This is a genomic window from Kistimonas asteriae (genome assembly GCF_018263925.1).
Lineage (GTDB): Bacteria > Pseudomonadota > Gammaproteobacteria > Pseudomonadales > Endozoicomonadaceae > Kistimonas > Kistimonas asteriae.
This window is the reverse complement of record NZ_JAEVHF010000003.1, coordinates 231740-253597: the sequence shown is the minus strand read 5'-3', so window position 1 is coordinate 253597 and position 21858 is coordinate 231740. Positions and strand designations below refer to the sequence as shown.

Annotated in this window: 19 protein-coding genes; 11 read left to right on the top strand and 8 right to left on the bottom strand. The window is 50.3% G+C overall.

The window, feature by feature from the left end:
- Window positions 1–65 precede the first annotated feature (65 nt).
- Window positions 66–713 carry a hypothetical protein gene (locus tag KHS78_RS05530; RefSeq protein ID WP_211825935.1) on the top strand — a complete coding sequence of 216 codons (648 nt, stop codon included), beginning with the start codon at window positions 66–68 and terminating at the stop codon, window positions 711–713.
- A 90-nt stretch (window positions 714–803) separates the two neighbouring features.
- Here the strand turns inward: KHS78_RS05530 and KHS78_RS05525 are convergent, their stop codons facing one another.
- Entirely contained in the window at window positions 804–1406 is a 603-nt protein-coding gene (locus tag KHS78_RS05525; RefSeq protein WP_211825934.1) for a hypothetical protein, read from the bottom strand.
- A gap of 241 nt (window positions 1407–1647) precedes the next feature.
- On the opposite strand from KHS78_RS05525, the gene hisG reads away from it, so the two are divergent.
- Entirely contained in the window at window positions 1648–2313 is a 666-nt protein-coding gene (gene hisG / locus KHS78_RS05520; protein ID WP_211825933.1) for an ATP phosphoribosyltransferase, read from the top strand.
- Window positions 2310–3629 (top strand): histidinol dehydrogenase, encoded by a 1320-nt coding sequence (gene hisD / locus KHS78_RS05515; protein WP_211825931.1) that lies wholly within the window; start codon window positions 2310–2312, stop codon window positions 3627–3629. The genes hisG and hisD overlap by 4 nt, the downstream gene beginning before the upstream one ends.
- A 43-nt stretch (window positions 3630–3672) precedes the next feature.
- Here hisD and KHS78_RS05510 read toward each other — a convergent pair whose 3' ends face one another.
- Both KHS78_RS05510 and KHS78_RS05505 read right to left on the bottom strand, forming a co-directional pair.
- A complete protein-coding gene (locus tag KHS78_RS05510; protein ID WP_211825929.1) occupies window positions 3673–4812 on the bottom strand; it encodes a S1C family serine protease in 1140 nt (379 codons plus the stop codon).
- A 236-nt stretch (window positions 4813–5048) separates the two neighbouring features.
- Entirely contained in the window at window positions 5049–5507 is a 459-nt protein-coding gene (locus tag KHS78_RS05505; RefSeq protein WP_211825927.1) for a pilin, read from the bottom strand.
- 212 nt (window positions 5508–5719) lie between these two features.
- Between KHS78_RS05505 and KHS78_RS05500 the strand changes: the two genes are divergently transcribed.
- Window positions 5720–6481, top strand: coding sequence for a Nif3-like dinuclear metal center hexameric protein (locus tag KHS78_RS05500; protein ID WP_211825925.1), 762 nt, complete (start codon window positions 5720–5722; stop codon window positions 6479–6481).
- A gap of 78 nt (window positions 6482–6559) precedes the next feature.
- Here KHS78_RS05500 and KHS78_RS05495 read toward each other — a convergent pair whose 3' ends face one another.
- From KHS78_RS05495 to KHS78_RS05485, 3 genes are all read right to left on the bottom strand, one after another.
- Window positions 6560–8095, bottom strand: coding sequence for a YfcC family protein (locus KHS78_RS05495; protein WP_211825917.1), 1536 nt, complete (start codon window positions 8093–8095; stop codon window positions 6560–6562).
- A gap of 98 nt (window positions 8096–8193) precedes the next feature.
- On the bottom strand, window positions 8194–9438 hold the full coding sequence (gene pepT / locus KHS78_RS05490; protein WP_211825915.1) for a peptidase T: 1245 nt from the start codon (window positions 9436–9438) through the stop codon (window positions 8194–8196).
- Between the two features lie 336 nt (window positions 9439–9774).
- Window positions 9775–10635 carry a phospholipase A gene (locus tag KHS78_RS05485; RefSeq protein WP_211825914.1) on the bottom strand — a complete coding sequence of 287 codons (861 nt, stop codon included), beginning with the start codon at window positions 10633–10635 and terminating at the stop codon, window positions 9775–9777.
- Between the two features lie 315 nt (window positions 10636–10950).
- Between KHS78_RS05485 and KHS78_RS05480 the strand changes: the two genes are divergently transcribed.
- From KHS78_RS05480 to cysN, 3 genes are all read left to right on the top strand, one after another.
- Window positions 10951–11451 carry a TIGR00645 family protein gene (locus KHS78_RS05480; protein WP_211825912.1) on the top strand — a complete coding sequence of 167 codons (501 nt, stop codon included), beginning with the start codon at window positions 10951–10953 and terminating at the stop codon, window positions 11449–11451.
- A gap of 220 nt (window positions 11452–11671) precedes the next feature.
- Window positions 11672–12583, top strand: coding sequence for a sulfate adenylyltransferase subunit CysD (gene cysD, locus KHS78_RS05475; RefSeq protein WP_211825910.1), 912 nt, complete (start codon window positions 11672–11674; stop codon window positions 12581–12583).
- 63 nt (window positions 12584–12646) lie between these two features.
- A complete protein-coding gene (cysN, locus tag KHS78_RS05470; protein ID WP_211825908.1) occupies window positions 12647–14299 on the top strand; it encodes a sulfate adenylyltransferase subunit CysN in 1653 nt (550 codons plus the stop codon).
- A 236-nt stretch (window positions 14300–14535) separates the two neighbouring features.
- Here the strand turns inward: cysN and KHS78_RS05465 are convergent, their stop codons facing one another.
- Together KHS78_RS05465 and KHS78_RS05460 are read right to left on the bottom strand one after the other, a co-directional pair.
- Window positions 14536–15303: a hypothetical protein gene (locus KHS78_RS05465; protein ID WP_211825905.1), complete on the bottom strand. Its 768-nt coding sequence runs from the start codon at window positions 15301–15303 to the stop codon at window positions 14536–14538.
- A 384-nt stretch (window positions 15304–15687) separates the two neighbouring features.
- Entirely contained in the window at window positions 15688–16254 is a 567-nt protein-coding gene (locus KHS78_RS05460) for a hypothetical protein (protein ID WP_211825903.1), read from the bottom strand.
- Window positions 16255–16498: 244 nt separating this feature from the next.
- Between KHS78_RS05460 and KHS78_RS05455 the strand changes: the two genes are divergently transcribed.
- The 4 genes from KHS78_RS05455 to KHS78_RS05440 all read left to right on the top strand — a co-directional run bounded on the left by KHS78_RS05455 (window position 16499) and on the right by KHS78_RS05440 (window position 21839).
- A complete protein-coding gene (locus KHS78_RS05455) occupies window positions 16499–17695 on the top strand; it encodes a glycine C-acetyltransferase (RefSeq protein WP_211825901.1) in 1197 nt (398 codons plus the stop codon).
- 27 nt (window positions 17696–17722) lie between these two features.
- Window positions 17723–18748 (top strand): L-threonine 3-dehydrogenase, encoded by a 1026-nt coding sequence (tdh, locus tag KHS78_RS05450; RefSeq protein ID WP_211825899.1) that lies wholly within the window; start codon window positions 17723–17725, stop codon window positions 18746–18748.
- Between the two features lie 139 nt (window positions 18749–18887).
- On the top strand, window positions 18888–19742 hold the full coding sequence (locus tag KHS78_RS05445) for an SMP-30/gluconolactonase/LRE family protein (protein ID WP_211825897.1): 855 nt from the start codon (window positions 18888–18890) through the stop codon (window positions 19740–19742).
- Window positions 19743–19784: 42 nt separating this feature from the next.
- Window positions 19785–21839, top strand: a complete 2055-nt coding sequence (locus KHS78_RS05440) for an LTA synthase family protein (protein ID WP_211825895.1) — start codon at window positions 19785–19787, stop codon at window positions 21837–21839.
- The last annotated feature ends 19 nt before the right edge of the window (window positions 21840–21858 follow it).

Genomic DNA, 21858 nt, shown 5'->3' with positions numbered 1-21858 from the left:
TTTCTTTAAAGTGTTAGCCTTTTGTAGTCGATCTTGCTCACTTTGGCATTTAGGCATATAAGATTATGAAGGTATACGGTGCTCTCCGTCATTTTGGAGAGCTGCAATCTGGCGATGTACTTATTGATCATAAGCGTTCCGGCAGGCCCGAGGATCTCATTACACATGCAGCTGTCGTTGCTGGAACGGAGTCTGTACTGCCTTGGATTATTCACCTTACAGGCTGGGGAGGGTTGGCACTGGATCAAATATATGTAACAAGCTGTAATTGCTGGTCGTGTTATCGGCTTAATGTTGAAGACGTTGGCCAGAAAGTAGTAGATATAGCCATGTACTGGATTCATAATAATGGCAGACTTGATAACTTGAATTTTACTTCAGAAGCCGGTATCACTGTTCAGAATGTGTATGATATACCCTCAATATTAACGGCGTTTTTTGGTAAATCATCGTTTGGACATAAAGCACGGCAGCATGCAGATTACTTACATAGGAACTGCCACCAATCACCTCCAGATGCTTTGCGCCCAGGTAATGGTGCTTTTTCTGGTGCTATATGCTCATATCTACCCATTGCTCTTTATCAAACAGCACTTGGTACGGATGGCTGCGAGGAATATATGGCGATAGATGCAAGAAGATCATTACCTCAGGATTTAGTAAAGTATTTTGACAGTAATATCTGCTGGAAAAATTATGATCTTCCTTATTAATTGTAGACGTGCTTGTTGCTTGCCTAGAATGCTTTTTCCTGATTTAGAATGCTTAAATAGACCTGTTTTTGTAGGTTTGATAAAAAGTGTTTAAGACATGGCCATACTTTTTCGTTTTAATCTTGGTGAGGATACATTGATTCCACGTAATGGTACTTGAAAAAAAGCAATGAACTGCATTTCCGTATTCCAGATGTAGTTTTTTCGCTCCGAAGTAAGAACTCGTGACAGATTTTCCATGTTGATGTATTCGCAATAATTTTTCGATACGTTAAAAACATTGTAATAAACGGAGCCTGAATTACCTGATTTCCAACTCCATCTGTTCAGAAAATGATCATAACGCATCCAGTGGAATCCATTGTTGTCGGCTAAAAGGAGGACGAGGTAATGTCCATCTATAATATTTGGTAAATGGGTTAAATCATTTTCACTGCAATATCTCATTCCGTCAGCAATAGCTCCTGTGATCAATCGGTTATGGTAATCGGGACCGGGAAACGCAGGTGTTCCCTTTGTGGAGCCAGGTATTGCTCCTCCGAAATACCCATTCGAGGGGTGTTTATCATTACAGGCGTAGGAGTAGCAATTGGCTATATTGCTCCAATCGGGATCGCTTTCAGGTTGAACATTTAGCGGCATAATCATCAACTCTGTTACAAGTTGTTCAATACTGGCATTGGTATCGAACACAATTATAGCTATTTTTGAACAGAGGTTGTGTGTTGCTCAGTCTGTGAATGACGTAGGTACACACGTTTTTGTGAAAGTGCGTCATTAGACTCTACAGAGTTCCCCCTGTTCAACCCATTGAATTGGTTGACTGTTGGAAATGACTCAAGTTTGATCAGCGCTTTAGTCACTATGCGGTCTGTGGCAGAATCCGCTCATAAAGGCTGAAACCATCGTATAAAAACTGACGCCGGACACAATAATGACAGATGAAGTACTCACTATCGCGCTATCAAAAGGGCGTATCCTGAGGGATACCTGTCCCTTGCTGGAAGCGGCGGATATCCGTCCTGCCGAAGATGTGGAAAAGACCCGCAAACTGATCATTCCGACCAACCAGCCCAACGTCAGGTTGTTGATCGTTCGCGCCAGTGATGTGCCGACTTACGTTGAATACGGGGCCGCCGATCTTGGTGTTGCCGGTAAGGATGTCCTCATGGAGCATGGCTCCCAGGAACTCTATGAACCCCTGGATCTGAATATTGCCCGTTGCCGGCTGATGACAGCGGCACCGGTTGATCAGCAGGATATACAGGGCAAGCGGCTGCGTGTGGCGACCAAATTTGTCAATGTGGCCAAGCGTTACTATGCCGGTCTTGGGCAGCAGGTCGACATTATCAAGCTCTATGGCTCCATGGAGCTCGCGCCGCTGATTGGCCTGGCGGATCGTATCATTGATGTGGTGGATACCGGGAATACGCTCAGGGCCAATGGACTGGAGCCTCGCGAGCTTATCGCTGATATCAGCTCGCGGTTGGTGGTGAACAAGGCGGCAATGAAGGTGAAGCACCGATCGTTGTCCGTATTGATCAACACCCTGTCTGACGCGGTCGACAGGGCGCGCCGCGAAAAGGGAGAGTTGTTATGAGTGCTACACCGTCACTGTTAAGGCCCGCTCGTCTGGTGGCAGGTGCTGAGGACTTTGATGATCGCCTGGATCAGTTGCTCGCCTGGGAATCCGTTTCTGACAAGGTTGTACAGCAAACGGTTGCTGAGATTGTCGACAGGGTTCGCCATGAAGGTGATGTTGCAGTAGTCGATTTCACCCGACGCTTCGATCGCGTTACCGCCGAAACGATGGCTGAGCTGGAACTCAGTGAACAGCGGATAGCAGAAGCGCTGAAAGCCATCTCTGATGCCGAGTTCGATGCCTTGCAATGTGCCGCAGACCGTATCCGCAGGTACCATGAAAAGCAACAGCAATCATCCTGGCAGTATGAGGAGAATGATGGCACGGTGCTGGGGCAAAAGGTGACGCCCCTGGAACGGGTGGGCATTTATGTCCCCGGCGGGCGTGCCGCCTATCCGTCGTCGGTTTTGATGAATGCGATTCCTGCGAAAGTGGCAGGTGTGTCCGAGATTGTCATGGTGGTGCCCACGCCTGATGGTGTTGTTAATGAGATGGTATTGGCTGCCGCGGCGATTGCCGGGGTTGATCGGATCTTTACCATCGGTGGAGCCCAGGCCGTGGCGGCGCTGGCCTGGGGTACAGAGTCCATCCCGAAAGTCGACAAGGTTGTGGGCCCTGGCAATATCTATGTCGCGACAGCGAAACGGATGGTCTATGGCCAGGTTGGCATTGATATGATTGCCGGGCCGTCTGAAATTCTTGTGATATCCGACGGTGGTACCGAGCCGGACTGGATTGCCATGGATCTGTTCTCCCAGGCAGAACATGATGAAGACGCCCAGGCCATTTTGATTGCAACGGATAGTGGCTGGCTGGATCAGGTCGAGGATGCCATGAACCGGTTGCTGCCTGAGATGGAGCGCCGGGATATTATTGCTGCTTCTATCAATAATCGGGGCGCGTTGATTCAGGTGGCTGACCTGGAAGAGGCCGTGGCCCTGTGTAACCGGATTGCGCCTGAGCACCTGGAGCTATCTGTGGCTGACCCGGATGCGCTGGTGCCGTCTATTCACCATGCCGGTGCGATATTCATGGGGCGATATACCGCAGAAGCGCTGGGGGATTACTGTGCAGGGCCAAACCATGTGCTTCCCACCTCGGGAACCGCCCGGTTTTCATCGCCACTGGGGGTGTATGATTTCCAGAAGCGTTCATCGCTGATTCGCTTTTCCGCAGAGGGTGCTTCAGAGATGGGGAAGGTAGCATCTGTGCTGGCACGGGGAGAGAGCTTAACGGCTCATGCCCGATCTGCTGAATACCGTATAAATGATTAGGTCGTCATTCTCAGGCAGCAGTGAACAACCTGCTGCCTTTGACTTAATGGCGACTACCCAGCAAGGGGGGGCGTTCTCCGACCATTGATACCAGGCTGACGGTTTCACCGCCACGTAACACCGTAATGGGGACTTCGCTGCCTGGGTGCAGGTTCGCCACCTGGTTCATGATCTGCTTGCCGTCGTTGGCTTCCATGTTATTGATGCTGATGATGACATCGCCCCGTTGCAGACCGGCTTCAGACGCCGGGCTGTTGTCATAAATACCCGAAATCAAGATGCCATTGCCGGGCCCAAGCCCGAAGGCCGAAGCCAGCTCTGGTGTCAATGCCTGGGACTCAATGCCCAGCCAGCCACGGACTACCCGGCCCTCTTCGATGATGGAGGTCAATACCTGGTTGGCCAGATTGGAGGGAATGGCGAAGCCCAGCCCCTCGCTACCACCGTCGCTGGTCAACAGGGCGGTTGAGATACCCACCAGTTCTCCCCGGGCGTTAACCAGTGCACCGCCAGAATTGCCAATGTTGATGGCGGCATCCGTCTGAATGAAATTCTCATAGGTGCTTAGCCGGAGATTGCGCTGGGTTGCACTGATGATGCCCATGCTGACGGTCTGCCCCAAGCCAAAAGGGTTACCGATAGCCAACACGACATCGCCGGTGCGGATAGTCTGTGAGTCAGTCAAGGTAATGCCGGGTAGGTTATCCAGCTGAATTTTTAATACGGCAAGATCGGTTTCCGGGTCGGAGCCGATAATGGTCGCGTGGGTTTCACGGCCATCCTGCAGGGCAATAATAATGTCATCAGCACCGGCGATGACGTGGTTGTTGGTCAGGATATACCCTTCAGGCCGCACAATGACGCCGGATCCGAGACTCGATTGGATGCGCTGGCGGCGGGGCACCCGGTCATAACTGTAGGCATCATGCAGGAGTGGGTTATCAAGCTCTGCCGGAGGACGGCGTATGGCCCGTGTGGTAAAGATATTGACTACAGAGGGGGCTGCACGTTCAACCGCATCATTGTAAGAATATGGCCCTGAGAAAGCGCTGGAAAGATTCCCCGTCTTGTTCTCGGCGGAAAAATGAACGCCACGCAGCTGGGGAAAGAGTTGCAAGAGCACGATGGCAAGAAGCAGCCCACATAAGCCAGGCCAGCCGAAATAACGCAGTGAATGCTTCATCCGTTTGCTGATAACACTCCGGTGTATAAATTTATATCAAGAATAGATAAATGATGATTATCGATTGTAAGTAATTGTCTGGTTGATGGCAAAAACGAAGTCCTAATTTCAAGCGTTGCAGAAAAAGCTTCAGGGTGCTTTTGTCCGAGGTTGTTGGACTCACAGGTATAAGTAAATGCGAAGCCGTGTATCCAATGTTATCTCGCAATAGGTACACGGTTCACTGTTTATGGCGATCAGGGCGAAGAAATAGTGGCAGTATTGCGACAGTTGGATGGTAAGTAAGCTGTTTTCATACCGGACCCTGATACAGCAGCACATTGCCATTGAATAGCGCCATTGGTTGCCGTCGGTTTCAGTAATAGCTTGGCATCATCGATCACTTTACTGTTGTATGTCATCAAGATTGAACCATCAGCCTGTACGGCTACACTCTTAACGGCATTCCCTGAGAGCGTATTATCAAGGCCAGCCATGGCATTGGAAGTCGGCCAGCTACCTTCAGAAGCATAGTATTCAGACACCGCCGCTTTGACGCCAGAAGCCATATTCAAGCCTTCTGAGATATGTGCACGCTTAGTGTAATCCTGGTAAGCAGGAATCGCTACAGCTGACAAAATACCGATGATCGCAACCACAATCATCAGCTCAATCAAGGTAAAGCCGTGTTGATGAATGCGAATAGATGAGGGCATGACTCCGCTCCTTGGAAGATACGCTTTGTTTTTTTGGTTACAAAATAGTTTGGGTGGCGTCTTTCATTTTGTCTAGAAACTGAAGCAGTCCATGTTTGGCGGCCTGTAGAAACATCAGTTAGCAAAGAAGGGATGGAAAGAGTCACAGGGTCTTTTTTCATAGGCTTTTGATAGAGTTATGGATATAGAGATAGCTAGAATGGAAACCATTTATGTCAGTTTTGCTGAATGACCTGATTGATGCGACCGAGCAGAAGCTCAAGCCTTGGCTGTTTAAGGACTATGCGCCCAATGGATTACAGGTTGAAGGCCGCCGTGAGGTCAGGCGTGTTGTCTCGGGCGTCACGGCCTGTGAAGCCCTGCTGGATGCCGCCATTGCCGCTGATGCCGATGCGATTCTGGTGCATCACGGTTACTTCTGGCGGGGAGAAAATGCCTGCCTGACGGGCATGAAACGCCGCCGTATTGGCAAACTGATTGAACATGACATCAGTTTAATCGCTTATCACCTGCCGTTGGATGCCCATCCTGAACTGGGCAATAATGCCTGTCTGGGTAAAATGCTGGGTTTTGAAACCACCGGCGGTATGGATGCCGATGAGCAGAGGTCAATAGGTTTGACTGGGCGATTGGGAACGCCACAATCTCTGGACGCATTGGGGAAGCAGGTTGAGCAGGCACTTGGGCGCACGCCCTTGCTGGTGAGTGGAGGTAATCATACGATTAAAAAGGTTGCCTGGTGCACCGGCGGCGCACAGGGATATATAGAAAAGGCGTTGGATTTGGGAGCTGATGCTTACATCAGTGGTGAGATCTCGGAACAGACCACCCATTTTGCCCGAGAAAACGGTATTCATTATATTGCTGCCGGCCACCACGCGACAGAGCGTTATGGTGTTCAGGCGCTGGGTGAATGGCTGTCAGAAACGCTGGGTATCACTCACCAGTTTGTGGATATTGATAACCCTGTTTAAGGTAGCCCTCTTTACTGCTTGCTAGTCACAATGAGCAGCCAATCTATTTGGCTGCTCATGTCTCAACTACATAATGAATCAGAGATAAGCGGTAATCAGCAGTAATACAGCCGCCAGCCCTGTCAGCATGCCCAGCAGCGGCAGCACGAACTTCAGCCACTTATCAAAGGTCACATTGACCATGGCCAGTGAGGCCAGCACCAGCCCGGTCGGGGTAATGAACGCCATCAGGCCCATACCATACTGATAGGCGCTGACAATATTATCCCGGGGCAATCCCACCACATCGGCAAGCGGCGCCATGATCGGCATGGAGAGTACGGCCAGGCCGGAAGAGGACGGCACGAAGAAGGAAATACCGGCAAACAGCACCATCATCACTACGATGAAGAAGCCTTTATCCATGCCGTCGACCAGTCCGGCGCTGGCATGCAGGATGCTGTCGCTGATCATACCCTGATCCATCAGGATGGTGACGCCGCGGGCAATGGCGATGATCATGGCGACGCCCAGCAGATCACTGGCGCCCTGCAGGAATTCACGGACAAAGGCCTTTTCATCACTGCGAGATAGCACGCCGACGATCAGGGCAGCCACGAAGAACAGGGTGGTCATTTCCATGAACCACCAACCCAGCTGGGAGACACCATACACCATTATGATGAAAGTAGCGGTAAAGACGCTCAGGATCATCTTGGTCTGAGAGCTCATCTGGGCATTGTCAGCGGAGTGGTTACCGAGGAAACGGGCTTCCAGTTCGGCTTTCTGGCTGAATATCAGCGATTTCTCCGGGTTTGCCTTCACTTTTTCCGCATAACGGATCAGGTACCAGATGCACAGGGCGGTACCCAGTACCAGCATGATCAGGCGGGGTGTCAGGCCATCAGTCCAGTTAATGCCGGCGGCGTTGGAGGCAATAATGGTGCTGAACGGGTTCACGGTAGAGCACATGGTGCCCACGGAAGAGCCCAGGTAGATGGCCGCCAGGGCGACAATGGCGTCATACCCGGCCGCCAGGAATATCGGGACGAGGATCGGGTAGAAGGCGATGGTTTCCTCAGCCATACCAAAGGTGGTGCCGCCAACGGCGATCAGGGCCGTCACGATGATGATCAGCCATTTTTCGCGTCCTTCCAGTGCCGTCGAAAGGCTCTGAATCCCGGAATTAAAGGCGCCGGTGTGGTTGACCACCCCGATAAAGCCGCCAATCACCAGCACAAAGAAGACGACACCAATGGAGTCGTACATGCCGGCGATTGGCGCCTGGAAGAATGCCGTTACTCCCTGCGGGCTGGGTTCGACGGTGGTATAGGTGCCAGGAATACCGATGGGCTTGCGGATGTCTCCGCCGGTGAATTTGTCGAGCTGGGCCTTGATGTCAAACTGGTTCAGTGTCTCCTGGGTGGCCGGGAATTCTTTCATGTCTCCCGATGCATAGGTAACCGTGAACGTATTGCTGGCGTCGTCGTACGACAATTTGTCATAGATGCCCGGTGTCACCATCCAGGTCAATAGCGCGACCAGTGCGGCCACAATGAGCAGCACGGTGTAGGCAGATGGAAATGACAGTTTTTTCTTCTGTTCAGGATGCGTAGCGGTAGCAGTACTACTCACGATGGAGTCCCCCCTAATGGCAACAGGATCTGCAAGGTTTTTGGTATGACTGACCGCTGGTTATGGTCCCCATCACCAGCGGCTGGAAGACGGTGTTTTTATTTGGTGTCCCAGGACTTCTCTGCCGTCAGGCGACAGATGCTGATAATGGTTTCAATGGCTTTTAAGGTTGACTCAACACAGAGGTATTCATAGGGGCCGTGGAAGTTATGGCCACCGGTGAAAATATTGGGCGTAGGTAGTCCCATGAAGGACAGACGGGAGCCGTCAGTACCGCCCCGTATCGGTTTGATGTCCGGTTGAATGCCGCAGGCTTCCATCGCCTCACGGGCAATCGATACCACGTGGGGGAATTTTTCCAGTTCCTCGCGCATGTTGGCGTATTCTTCGGTCAGCGTGACGATGACCCGTTCTTCGCCGAGTTGCTGATTCATGCTATCAGCAATGGACAACAGCAGTTGTTTGCGGTGTTCGAAATTGTCGCGGTCAAAATCACGGATGATGTATTCCAGCTTGGCTTCTGATTCACTGCCGGCCATGCTGCAGAGGTGAAAGAAGCCTTCATAGCCCTCGGTTTTTTCCGGCACTTCATTGGCCGGCAGTTCGTTGGCAAACTGTCGCGCCAGATGCATGGCGTTGATCATCATTCCCTTGGCGGTGCCGGGGTGAATATTGCGACCACGGAATAGAATATCAGCGCCGGCGGCATTGAAGTTTTCACATTCCAGCCCGCCCAGTGCGCCGCCGTCGATGGTATAGGCCCAGCGGGCGCCAAAGCCGGCAACATCAAAGTGATCGGCGCCACGGCCTATCTCTTCGTCCGGGGTGAAACCGATGCAGATGTCGCCATGGGGAATGTCAGTGTGTTCAACCAGATAAGTGATGGCGGTCATAATCGCGGCAATGCCGGCCTTGTCATCCGCGCCCAGCAGGGTGGTGCCGTCAGTGGTAATCAGGGTCTTGCCGACATATTGTTTCAGCGTGGGAAAATCGACTGGTGACAGGTGCAGTGCCTGCTCGTGGTTGAGCAGGATGTCCTTGCCGTCATAGTGTTCGATAATCTGTGGTTTGACGTTTTCGCCCGAGGCATCCGGCGCGGTATCCATATGCGCGATAAAACCGATCGAGGGCACAGGATGGGGTGTATTCGCGGGCAGTCGTGCGGTTACATAACTGTTGCCGTCCAGTTTGACATCCGCCAACCCCATGGCTGCCAGCTCATCACGCAGCTGTTGTGCAAGCACCTGCTGACCAAGCGTACTGGGCACCGTGTCACTGGCGTCATCGGAACGGGTGTTGAAGGAAACGTAACGGAGAAATCGATCTGTAAATGCCTTTTGCATACCTGCGTACTTCTTCTGGGCGAGACAAAACGTTGCGGCATAATCTAGCGCGACCGATCATGCGTTATATTGATTTGGATTAGTCCGTTTTTGAAAACCGGTTTTCCGAGAATATTTGAGGTTTATTGTTGGAAATCGGGTGGGTCAGCGTTTGAAATCGCGCCTATGGCAATAAAACGACAATTATTTCCAGAGTTGTGTCGTTTGCTGATGCTTCAGAGCAATGTTATTCGTTTTATTTCCCGTGATGTTGCTATGGAATCACCTGGTTTGTTCAAAAGAGAAGCGTATCGAGTGAAGTAATTAAAGCAGAGAGTGAAACACCTTCCTGGTTATTCACAACTGCCAGTGGGAAAAGGCAACACCAAATCCAAAGGTATTATTGTAATGGTTGTAATCAGAGATGGACTCTCCGTAACCACTGGTTAATTTGATCATTCCCTGCAGGTTACGATGAAGGGGAAACAACCAGGTGAATTCTTCATATCCCCGGGAAAAGAGGCTGCCGAGATTGTTACGGCTTTTGAGTATCAGCTGGTGGTTGTCCAGCGTGTAATACAGCTGCAGCTCACCGTCGCCACGGTAATGTGAGATATCCTTGTTATAGTCATGGTTTGTGACTTTCAGTCTGACCCAGGGTTTCAGGCTGATGGCGACGTTACCGTTCTCAAGCAGAAAGTCCAGATAGACCCGGTTCCAGCTGTGCTCGTTATCGCCCCCCTTGCCATTGGATTCATGCAGAAACCCCGCAGAGGCTGAGCGCCATACCCACTCTCCCCAAGTATGGTTTATGGGCAGTGTATAAAACAATTCCGGCTGGTAGTCCGTATCACGAAAGTAGGCAGACTTGTCATAAGCCTGCCAGAACGAATTCTGGGTATAGGCAAATTGAAATGTATCGTCTGGCCGGAAAAGGCTGCCTGCAAAGGCAAAGCGAAGACTCAGCTGGAATTCAATTTCGGTGCGTTTGACATGCCTGTCGTTGGGATTCAATGGCGCAAAGAAGTCCTGGTTGGGCTTCTGGCTGTGATGCACGGGCAAAAGATAGTTGGTTCGATAGGGCTTCAGTATGAACAGGTCTGACTCATTGTCTGCCGGTTGATGGAGTGACGCCCTTTCATCCGCAGATACGAACACGCTTAAGAAACATAGAAAGGCGCAGACGGAGGGCAGGACATAGGCATTGTTCCAGTTCATCACATTATCCGGTCTGTTTGGCTGCCAGAGGTTATCGAGAAGCTTGTATGACAGTCTTCCACGTGTAATGGCTAACTAGCATAGTCGGCAGGCTGTAACGTGTGATGGATAGGGGCTATCTATTGCCTATGATCCAGGAGAGCAGGCCTGGGTGAGGCAGGCTTATGACGATGTCCAGCTTTGAAGTCTGTTGTATGGTGGTTAATGGTACAGGCATTTTTTGCGATGACGCACTAAGCTAGAAAAAGACAATGCACCGTAGAGAAAAACGCCGAAATCCCTGCCGCAGGGATGCTTTATGGAGGAAGGCATCACATGGAAAAATGGCTTGAGAATCTGCTGTACGCATCCCGCTGGCTACTGGCGCCTGTTTATCTTGGCCTGAGTCTGGTGTTGATCATTCTGGTGGTGAAGTTCTTCGAGAGTGTTTTTTATCTTTTTTTTCACCTTTTTGACCTCACGGAAATGGCCGTCACCCTCAAGATATTGTCGCTGGTGGATGTGGTGCTGGTTGGTGGGTTGTTGGTCATGGTGATGTATTCGGGTTATGAGAACTTTGTCTCCAAGCTGGATATCAAGGAAGGGGCAGAGAAGCTCAGCTGGTTGGGGAAAATGGATTCCGGTTCCCTGAAGGCCAAGGTGGCTGCCTCCATCGTTGCGATTTCCTCGATTCATCTGTTGAAAATTTTCATGGATGCCGAACATGTGGATAACGATAAGTTAATGTGGTTTGTGTTTATTCACCTGACCTTTGTAGTCTCGGCCATTGGTATGGGGCTGTTGGATTACCTGATGAAAAACAAAAAACAGGTCTAGTCGCCCGGATCAACGGGAAGTGTCTGTGCCCCTCCCTTCCCGTCATATGTATATAAGATAATCATCTAATTATCCTCTTATTTATGCCTTAGCCTTATTGGTATAGTGGCATTTCCTGACAGTACCCGAATAATCATAAGCCCGCACTGCAGACGAATGGGGAGAACATATCGATTCCCCCGACGATGGACGACTGCAGTGTCAGAAGACGAGTGACCGCATGAGCACGGATTATCACCAGAACCACCTCAAGCAGCTGGAAGCCGAAAGCATTCATATCATTCGCGAAGTGGCGGCCGAGTTCGATAACCCGGTGATGCTGTATTCTATCGGCAAGGATTCCGCGGTGATGCTGCACCTGGCCCGCAAGGCGTTCTTCCCTGGTCGTCTACCGTTTCCCCTGCTGCATGTGGATACCACCTGGAAGTTCCGCGATATGATCACCTTCCGGGATGAACAGGCCAGGAAGCTGGATCTTGATCTGCTGGTGCACAGTAACCCCCGTGGTCTGGAAATGGGGATCAGCCCATTTGTTCACGGCAGCAGTCGTCATACCGACATCATGAAGACCGAAGCCCTGAAGCAGGCGCTGGACAAGTATGGGTTTGATGCAGCATTTGGCGGTGCTCGCCGGGACGAAGAAAAATCCCGGGCCAAGGAGCGGGTCTACTCGTTCCGTGATAAAAATCATCGCTGGGATCCGAAAAACCAGCGTCCGGAACTCTGGAACAACTACAACGGACGGCATGAGAAAGGCGAGAGTATTCGTGTTTTCCCGCTGTCTAACTGGACCGAGCTGGATATCTGGCAGTACATCTATCTGGAAAATATCGAGATCGTCCCACTCTACTTTGCGGCGGAACGCCCTGTCGTTGAGCGAGATGGCACCTTGATCATGGTGGATGATGACCGGATGCCGCTGGAACAGGGTGAGACACCGGTGATGAAGAAGGTCCGGTTCCGTACCTTGGGCTGCTACCCCTTGACCGGTGCGATTGAGTCCGAGGCGGATACCTTGCCATCCATCATCCAGGAAATGCTGCTGACACGCACATCGGAGCGACAGGGGCGGGTGATCGACCATGACCAGTCCGGCTCCATGGAAAAGAAAAAGCAGGAAGGCTATTTCTAGCGTTTCCAGTCCAACCATAAAACTGAATTTGTCGTTTACCAGCTGCTTCCGGGGACGCTTGCCATGAGTCACCAGTCTGAATTGATTGAAAAGGATATCCTTGGTTATCTCAAGGAACACGAAGAAAAAGCACTGCTGAGGCTGTTGACCTGCGGCAGCGTCGATGATGGGAAAAGCACCCTGATCGGGCGTCTGCTGCATGACTCCAAAATGATTTACGAAGATCAGCTGGCGGCGATCAATGCAGACAGCCGGCAGTCCGGCACTCAGGGCGACCGGCCGGACCTGGCCTTGCTGGTGGATGGCCTGCAGGCGGAGCGCGAACAGGGCATCACCATTGATGTCGCGTATCGTTATTTTTCCACAGCGAAACGAAAGTTCATTATTGCGGATACGCCGGGTCATGAGCAGTACACCCGCAACATGGCGACCGGCGCATCGACCTGTGATCTGGCCATCATCCTGATCGATGCTCGATATGGGGTGCAGACCCAGACCCGGCGGCATACCTATATTGCCAATCTGCTGGGTATCAAGCATCTGGTTGTTGCCATCAACAAAATGGATCTGGTGGATTTCTCTCGAGACCGGTTCGAACAGATCCGCAATGACTATCTTGATTTTGCCGAGAAACTGAACCTCGGTGATGTTCGGTTTGTGCCCATGTCAGCGCTGGAAGGCGACAATGTGGTGAATCGAAGTGATCGAACCCCTTGGTATACCGAAGGTTCGATTATGGAGATTCTGGAAACCGTTGAAATTGACGGTGATAGGAACCTGACTGATTTCCGCTTTCCCGTCCAGTATGTCAACCGGCCGGATCTGAATTTCCGGGGATACACTGGCACAGTGGCTTCCGGTGTCGTTAAACCGGGAGATGCTGTCACCGTACTTCCCTCCCGAAAAGAGTCCACCGTGAAATCCATCGTTACCTGGAATGGGGAACAGGATGAGGCCTTTGCCGGTCAAGCAGTGACCTTGACTCTGAGTGATGAAATCGACATCAGCCGCGGTGATACGCTGGCCCTTTCCGATAACCTGGCGGATGTGCACTATGCGCTGGACGCAATGGTGGTCTGGATGGCGGAGCAGCCGCTGCAGCCGGGTCGTCGTTATGCCATCAAACTAGCCTCCACGGTGGTGGATGGCACCGTGCGTGATATTGAGCATCGGGTTGATGTGAACACCCTGGCAAAAGGCAATGCTGATCAGCTTGGGTTGAATGAAATTGGGCTGTGTCGTCTCATTCTGGAAAAAGACGTAGCCTTTGACCGGTACCAGAATAACCGGACCATGGGCGCGTTCATTATTATTGACCGGATGAGCCATGTCACGGTTGGCGCCGGTATGATCCGTGGAAAAACCGAAGTGGGCGAAGAGGCACTGTTGCCTGTTTCAATGCATGACCGGCAGGTGCGCCTTGGGCATAAACCGGCATGGGTGGTGCTCCCAGAAGATGCGGATGTGAAGCGGTTAGAGCGTAACCTCTTTGATCGGGGTTATTTACCGGTGGTTGTTGAGTACTCTGAGGCAGGGCATTGGCTGGAAAGTGCGAAATCGCTCTATAATGCGGGTCTTCTTGTATTGGTTGCCGCCATGCCGCAGCAGAGTATACAGCTGTGCTCATATCCTGATAATGCAGTAGTTGTTAGTCAGAGCGATCTTGGACAAGAGAATCTGAACGCCTTTATATTGCGCAAGCTTTATGTTGAATAGCATTTTATGAAGAGTAACGAAGAGATGCCATTATACGCGTAACAGGGATAGTAGTGCGTATCATTGGCTTTTTATCTTAAGTAAATTTTCACCTTTGAGGGGCGATTCCTCGTCACTCGCGGCGCTAACTTCCCAGGCGAACGAAATGAAGGTTGAGTAGATGGTTGGGACTGTTTTGGTACTCCGCCCCTTGGGCGAGATTGTTTATTCGAGGAAGTATGATATCAGTTGTTAGATTATTTTGGTAAATCTTCTAGATTAGGTGTGCCATTTGCCTGAAAATCTATTTTTCCATCGTTGTCGATGGTGCTTTTCACATTATAGATTTTTTTCAGTTTTGATATTGATTCTGTTAGTGATCGGATTTCGTCTAGTTCAACTACTTCATGGGTAGAGTGCTTTTTAGGGGCACCTTTTAAATCTTTATCGCCAATTTCCTTGCACGTCTCTTTGCTTAAGGTACTGCTGTTATCAGAGCTGAAAGCGTCATCTATAATGGCCCGTAAGTTATCTAGTTCAGACTGTTTTTTTTTGCAGACTTCTATTGCTTGGCGTTGTAATGTATTTGCCTGTTCTTGCGTTGTTGGTGCTAACATCTGCTGTGCATGTTGAAGGCATCCGTCAGATCTGATTATTGAAAAAAATATTCCTTCCCCAAGAAAAAGAATGAGAGTGCATACTATTATTGCCGCCGCTGCTGCTAATATTATAGGTGGGAAAGTTAGTATTATTCCAATAGCGATTACAGGTACGCAAACAAAATAGGATATAGAAAAAAATATGCAGTTTATTATATCCACTGGCTCTATATCTCTATTGTCTAGTTTAGTCCCTTCTTCTAAGTCATATTTATAAAAGTTGTCAGTGAAGCGGTGAGTGACTTTAGGGAGGGCGGATGTTTTTGTGACAGCTGGAATATGGCTTTTAGATTCGCTTTTCCCACAGGTCATATTAGGTTTTTCAATGGTGTGTTGGTGCAGTTGGGTTTTTGTTTCAAGTTGCATAGGTCAGCCTCGTAAATATGATTTTGTTAAAGTCACAATAACTTTCTGCTCGAGTGATTAGATGGGCTGATAATTGTAAAATTCAGTTGTTCGATAGGAGAATAACTGTTTCGTATAGGATTTCTAACATGACTTCTATTGTGATTAGTTTTAGTTAGTATCCAGTTTTTGATAGTTAAAGGCAGAGTTGTTTGATTTAGTATAAGTTAAGGCGTTGTTTTTGAAAGTTCGCCATTATTGGTGTTTATATAACCTGCAGTTAAATATCCCCTATCGCTTTGGTTTTTCCACGGCTGAAATGCTACAAATAGCATCCAGAAAGGATTGGTTACACCCTTTCTGGCTGGATAGATTCCACATTGTGATTTCTATAAAGTATTCGCGTTAGTACCTTTCGGTATATGGTGAAGCCGTATCTTGAGGTGAATCGAGCAGGTTCCTCCTGTCTGAAAATGGTGCTACTTCTGAACACTTGGCACCTCCATCAACTGTAAAAATAGGTTGGTGCAAAGAGTCCGATACCTCATCAGTTTTTCCCTTTTTGTTGAAAACCTTGAGGAGGTCTTGATACTGTTCATCTTTGACAACAAAAGCAGCTTCAAAAAATATGGCTCCGGCGCCAAGGCCTAGAATCATGAAAGGAATGAGTATTGGCATAAAGGTAAAGCCAAAGGCTATACCGATTGCACAACCTGCAATAGTCAAGATAACACCTAATGCAAAAAGGACTTCAGGGGTTTTTCTTTTGTTGATGTTTTCTACCTTGCGCGTATCAATACCTGTCGGATCTATTTCAGGGAATGTCGCATCAGGCTCAGACATTTTGGTGGGACTAGTGGGTGAAAGACTGACGCCCGCTTTGGTCTGGAACTCGGGAAGAAGGGGCTCCGCTGGATTGTAACTAACGTAGGGATTCGCCTGACTAGAATTAGAGGTTTGTGTTTTAAACATTTATTTATCTCCTTGATAAACTATTTATCTACATTGAATGTCCAATTTTGTTACGTATTATTAGATATTTTGTTAGAGGAATAGTTTCGAAAAAAATGGTTTTTAATACTTTTGTCTATATTGTTCAATGTCAGACCTCCATGTTGACTTAGCGTGTTGGAACTAGCGTTTATCCCTGTCCAGCCAAATAGTAACTAACGTTTAATGAATGTTGTCGTTTTTCAGTTTAAGAAGGGTAGGTTATATGAGTAATGTTTTTTATGAACAATTATCGGGACAGTTGGATGAGTTAAAGCAAAGGGGGCTTTATAAGGATGAACGGATTATCACCTCCCAGCAGCAGGCCGACATTCAGGTCGCCGGCGGCGCGGAGGTTATTAATTTCTGTGCCAACAACTATCTTGGTCTCGCGAATGCTCCGGAGCTGATTGAAGAAGGTAAGTTGGCTCTGGAAAAGTATGGCTATGGCATGGCCTCCGTCCGTTTTATCTGTGGTACCCACTCGATCCATAAAACGCTCGAACAGCGCCTATCGGATTTCCTGGGTATGGAGGATACGATTCTTTACTCCTCCTGTTTTGATGCCAATGGCGGCCTGTTTGAAACGCTGCTGGGGCCGGAAGATGCCATAATCAGCGACGCCCTGAATCACGCCAGCATTATTGATGGCATCCGTCTCTGCAAGGCACAACGTTACCGCTATGCCAATAATGACATGGCAGAGTTGGAAGCCCGCCTGAAGGAGGCTGATGCCAATGGTGCGCGGCACAAGTTGATTGCCACAGATGGTGTCTTTTCTATGGATGGCATTATTGCCAATCTTAAGGGGATTTGTGATCTGGCGGATCAGTATGGCGCCATGGTAATGGTGGATGACTGCCATGCGACCGGCTTTATTGGTGAGCATGGGCGCGGTACACATGAATACAACGATGTCATGGGACGTGTGGATATCTTGACCGGCACCTTGGGCAAGGCGTTGGGTGGCGCCTCCGGAGGCTACGTCAGTGCGCGTAAACCGGTGGTTGAGTGGTTGCGTAACCGCTCCCGACCTTATCTGTTTTCCAATACCCTTTGCCCGGTGATTGCAGCGGCCTCCATTCGCGTACTTGATATGTTGGAGGCGGGTGGTGAACTGCGTCAGAAGGTGAATGACAACAGCTGCTATTTTCGCAGTGAGATGGAAAAACTGGGCTTCACGCTGGCAGGCATGGACCACCCGATTATTCCTGTCATGATCGGCGATGCATCACTGGCGAAACAGTTCGCAGATTGTATGCTGAAAGAAGGCATTTATGTGATCGGTTTCTCCTTTCCGGTGGTGCCGGACGGTAAGGCCAGAATCCGCACCCAGATGTCAGCAGCTCATGATCGCGAGCATATGAACAAAGCCATCGTGGCATTTGCCAAAGTCGGACGTGAACTGGGTCTTATTCAATAATCAATACAGTCGCAGCAGGTGGCCGTCATGAAAACGCTGGCAAAGCTGAAACCGGAAAAAGGCATCTGGATGGATGACAAACCCGTCCCAGAGGTCGGTTATAACGATGTATTGATCAAGATCCGTAAGACCGCAATCTGTGGCACCGATATCCATATCTACAACTGGGATGACTGGTCCCAGAAAACCGTACCGCTAGGCATGACCACCGGTCATGAGTTTATCGGTGAAATTGTGGCGATGGGCGAGGGGGTTCGAGGTTTCAGTCAAGGTGATCGTGTCTCGGGTGAGGGCCATCTGGTCTGCGGTTACTGCAGGAACTGCCGGGCGGGCAGGCGCCACCTGTGTCGTAATACCATTGGTGTCGGCGTCAATCGCCAGGGTGCCTTTGCTGAATACCTGTGTATCCCGGCGGTTAATGCCTTTCCGATTCCCGATGATATCAGTGATGATCTGGCCTCGATTTTTGATCCTTATGGCAATGCTGTGCATACGGCGCTGTCGTTTGACATGGTGGGAGAGGATGTTCTGGTGACTGGTGCGGGTCCCATTGGCATTATGGGTGCTGCCATTGCCCGTCATGTCGGTGCGCGGCACGTGGTGATCACGGATGTGAATGACTATCGGCTCGGTCTTGCAGAAAAGATTGGTGTGACCCGCGCCGTCAACGTCATGAAAGAATCGCTGGATGATGTCATGAACGAACTGGGCATGGTGGAAGGGTTTGATGTCGGATTGGAAATGTCGGGCAATGGTGCGGCATTTGAGCAAATGCTAGAAAAAATGAACCATGGCGGCAAGGTGGCGCTGTTGGGTATTCCGTCTGCCGATACCACGATCGACTGGAATCAGGTGATTTTCAAGGGGCTGGTGATCAAGGGGATCTATGGCCGGGAAATGTTCGAGACCTGGTACAAAATGGCGACCATGTTGCAGTCTGGATTGGCGATTGAACCGGTCATTACTCATCACTTTCCTGTGGATGATTACGCTAAAGCCTTTGAAGTGATGGCCAGCGGCCAGTCCGGTAAGGTCATTCTTGATTGGCAGTAGTTACCATTTAGATCTTTACTTCCCTTCATAAAACGACACAGGTCAAACAGGTGTTCTCAATACCTGTTTGACCTGTGTCGTTTATTGCGTGAATACGTGTGATATCCGTTGAAACCCCTTTATTCCGGATAGTATGACGATGAAGTGGTGGGCAAACAGGTTTGCGTTGTCGGTCTGGCTGTTTTTGCTGGTGATTCTGCTTACGGCGTTACTGGTGAGTTTCTATGTGCGTTACTTCCCCGTCATCACCGGACAGGGATGGACTTCCCGTACTTGGATTGACGATGTGCCCCGCGTGTCTGCACTGGCACTGCATCCTGATGGCGGCTTATATGCGACACAGGAATTTTATCCTCCCCGTGGAACACTGCTACATATCCTGAAAAACGGTGAACGTCAGTTATTACTGGGAAACCTTGGTAAGCCTGATGGTCTGGTGGCTTTTGGTGATGGTGTAGCTGTAGGGCAGGAAAGTGGTATTTCGCCTGTCCTGTGGTATCGACAGGGCAAGATTGAAGAACTGTTTACGGGAAACGCGGTAGAAGCGCTTGCGGCTTGGCAGAATCGCTATCTTTATACCGTTGAAGACCGCAAGGGGGGACGTTTGCTGCGTTATGACCATACAACGAAACGACTCGATGTTCTCTATGCCGAAGGTGAGGGTATGGAGGGGATTACCCGTTGTCCTGATGGGACGCTTTATTTTTCTGAAAAAAAGCAGGGTAAGGTCTATCGGTTTAATGACGTCAACCCACCGGAAGTGGTTATTGAAGGACTCAAAAAACCCAACTATCTGCTGTGTACCCCCGAAGGACTCTGGATTACTGAAGATGCCACAGCCCATGCCCGGGTGCTGTTGTTTGCTGATGGCGAAATGTCCGTTATTGCCAGTCATCTGCGCAGTGCACAGACTATTATTGAAGCCGGTGAACGACGCATGTTAGTGGCAGAGCAGGGCAGAAACCGGATTCTGGAGCTGATCAGAGAAGAATAGGACTGTCTGCCAACCTTGATTCCTGATCTGGAACCCTTCCCCATGACAAGTTGGCACTCGTCGTATCAACGACATTTATCCCTGTCTGCGCATATGCTGTTTCTAGTTTGTAGCCTGCTGATTTTGATGGTGTTGTTTGCGTTGTTACGTCTGCTGTTGCTGCTTTATAACATGGACCTTGCCGCAGGTATGGGGCTATCTGACTGGCAGCATGCTTTTATCACAGGGCTGCGTTTTGATCTGCGGGTGATAGCGATCATCTGTCTGCCGCTCGTGTTGGGCACGTTATTGCCGGTGACGAACAATGCGAGACGATTTTACTGTGTGTGGCTGACGCTGTGGTCAAGTCTCAGTGTTTTCCTGGGACTACTGGAGCTGGATTTTTACCGGGAGTTTCATCAACGTCTGAACAACCTGGTATTCCAGTATCTGAAGGAAGATCCTGCCACCGTCATGAGCATGTTATGGCATGGCTTTCCTGTATTGCGTTATCTGGTGGGCTGGCTGGTGCTGACGCTGCTAGTGTTTTCCCTGTTTCGGTGGATTGATAGGCGAACCCGGTTTTATTGTGAAAAACCGACACCACAAAGAGCCCGCGGGCTGGCTACGCGCCTGATGGCCTTTGCCTGTGTCTTCTTAGTAGACTTGGCGCTGGCAAGGGGAACGTTCCGCAGTGGGCCGCCATTGCGATGGGGCGATGCGTTCCAGGGAGAGTCTCTATTTGCCAATCAGCTGGCGTTGAATGGGGTCTTCACGCTGAGCCAGGCGGCCATCCAGCATTTCAGCCACTCTGGTGAGCATGCTTGGGTGGGGCTTATGCCGGACGCTGAGGCGATAACGTTGGCGCGGGATATGTTGTTGACACGTGATGATCAACTCATTGATGCAGAAACTGCTGTCATCCGGCGCATCACTCAGCCACCGGCTGCCGGTATGATGCCCGGTGTCCGTAACGTGGTCATAATCCTCATGGAGAGTTTTGCCGGCCGGTTTGTCGGGGCGCTGGGTGGGCCAGAGGATATTACGCCCAATTTTGATACGTTGGTGGGAGAGGGCGTGTTATTTACACGGTTCTTTTCGAATGGCACACATACCCATCAGGGCATGTTTGCCACCATGGCCTGCTTCCCCAATCTTCCGGGGTATGAATACCTGATGCAGCAACCGGAAGGGGCTCACCAGTTTTCAGGGTTGCCCAGGCTTCTCTCGGCTCGTGGGTATCGTGATGTTTATGTGTATAACGGCGACTTTGCCTGGGATAACCAGTTCGGCTTCTTCCGTAACCAGGGCATGACGACGTTTATTGGTCGAGATGATTTTATCGACCCTGTGTTTATTGATACTACCTGGGGGGTTTCAGACCAGGATGTGTTTGATCGCGCCCTCGAAGAGTTGGCAAGCATGCCTGAGGACAGGCCGTTCTACGCCCTTGTTCAGACGCTGTCGAACCATACGCCTTATGCGTTGCCCGACCCCCTGCCGGTATCATCGGTGACCGGCCATGATGAACAGAATGAGCATTTGACTGCGATGCGTTATTCAGACTGGGCGTTGGGTCGGTTCTTCCGCTCTGCACGTACCTACCCCTGGTTTAACCAGACCCTCTTCGTGATTGTTGGCGACCATGGGTTTTCATCACCGTTACAGCTGACCGATATCGATTTGTTGCGATTCTATGTGCCCATGCTGATGATCGCGCCGGGTATACAGGTGCAGTTTGGTCGAGAACGGGCAACGGTCGGTACCCAGGTGGATGTTGTGCCGACTATCATGGGGCGCTTTGGAGAGCCACAGCAGCATCAGTGCTGGGGGCGTGATTTGTTAAGCCTGCCTTCGTCAGCGCCGGGTGTTGGGGTGATAAAACCTTCAGGTGGCAGTCAGATGGCAGCGATTGTTGAAGGCGATCTGGCGCTGGTATTGACACCGGGATTTGGCAGTCGGTTATACCGCTATCATTTGGGTAGCCATCCACAGGCGGTGGCGATACAGAATCAGACGGTTGAGGAAACCATGCAGGTGCAGCTGGAGGCGTATATTCAGAGTGCCACCCAGGCACTTCAGAACAATACAGCGGGTTCAGGGGTGTTGAATCCGTGAGACACAATGCGCTAAAGGT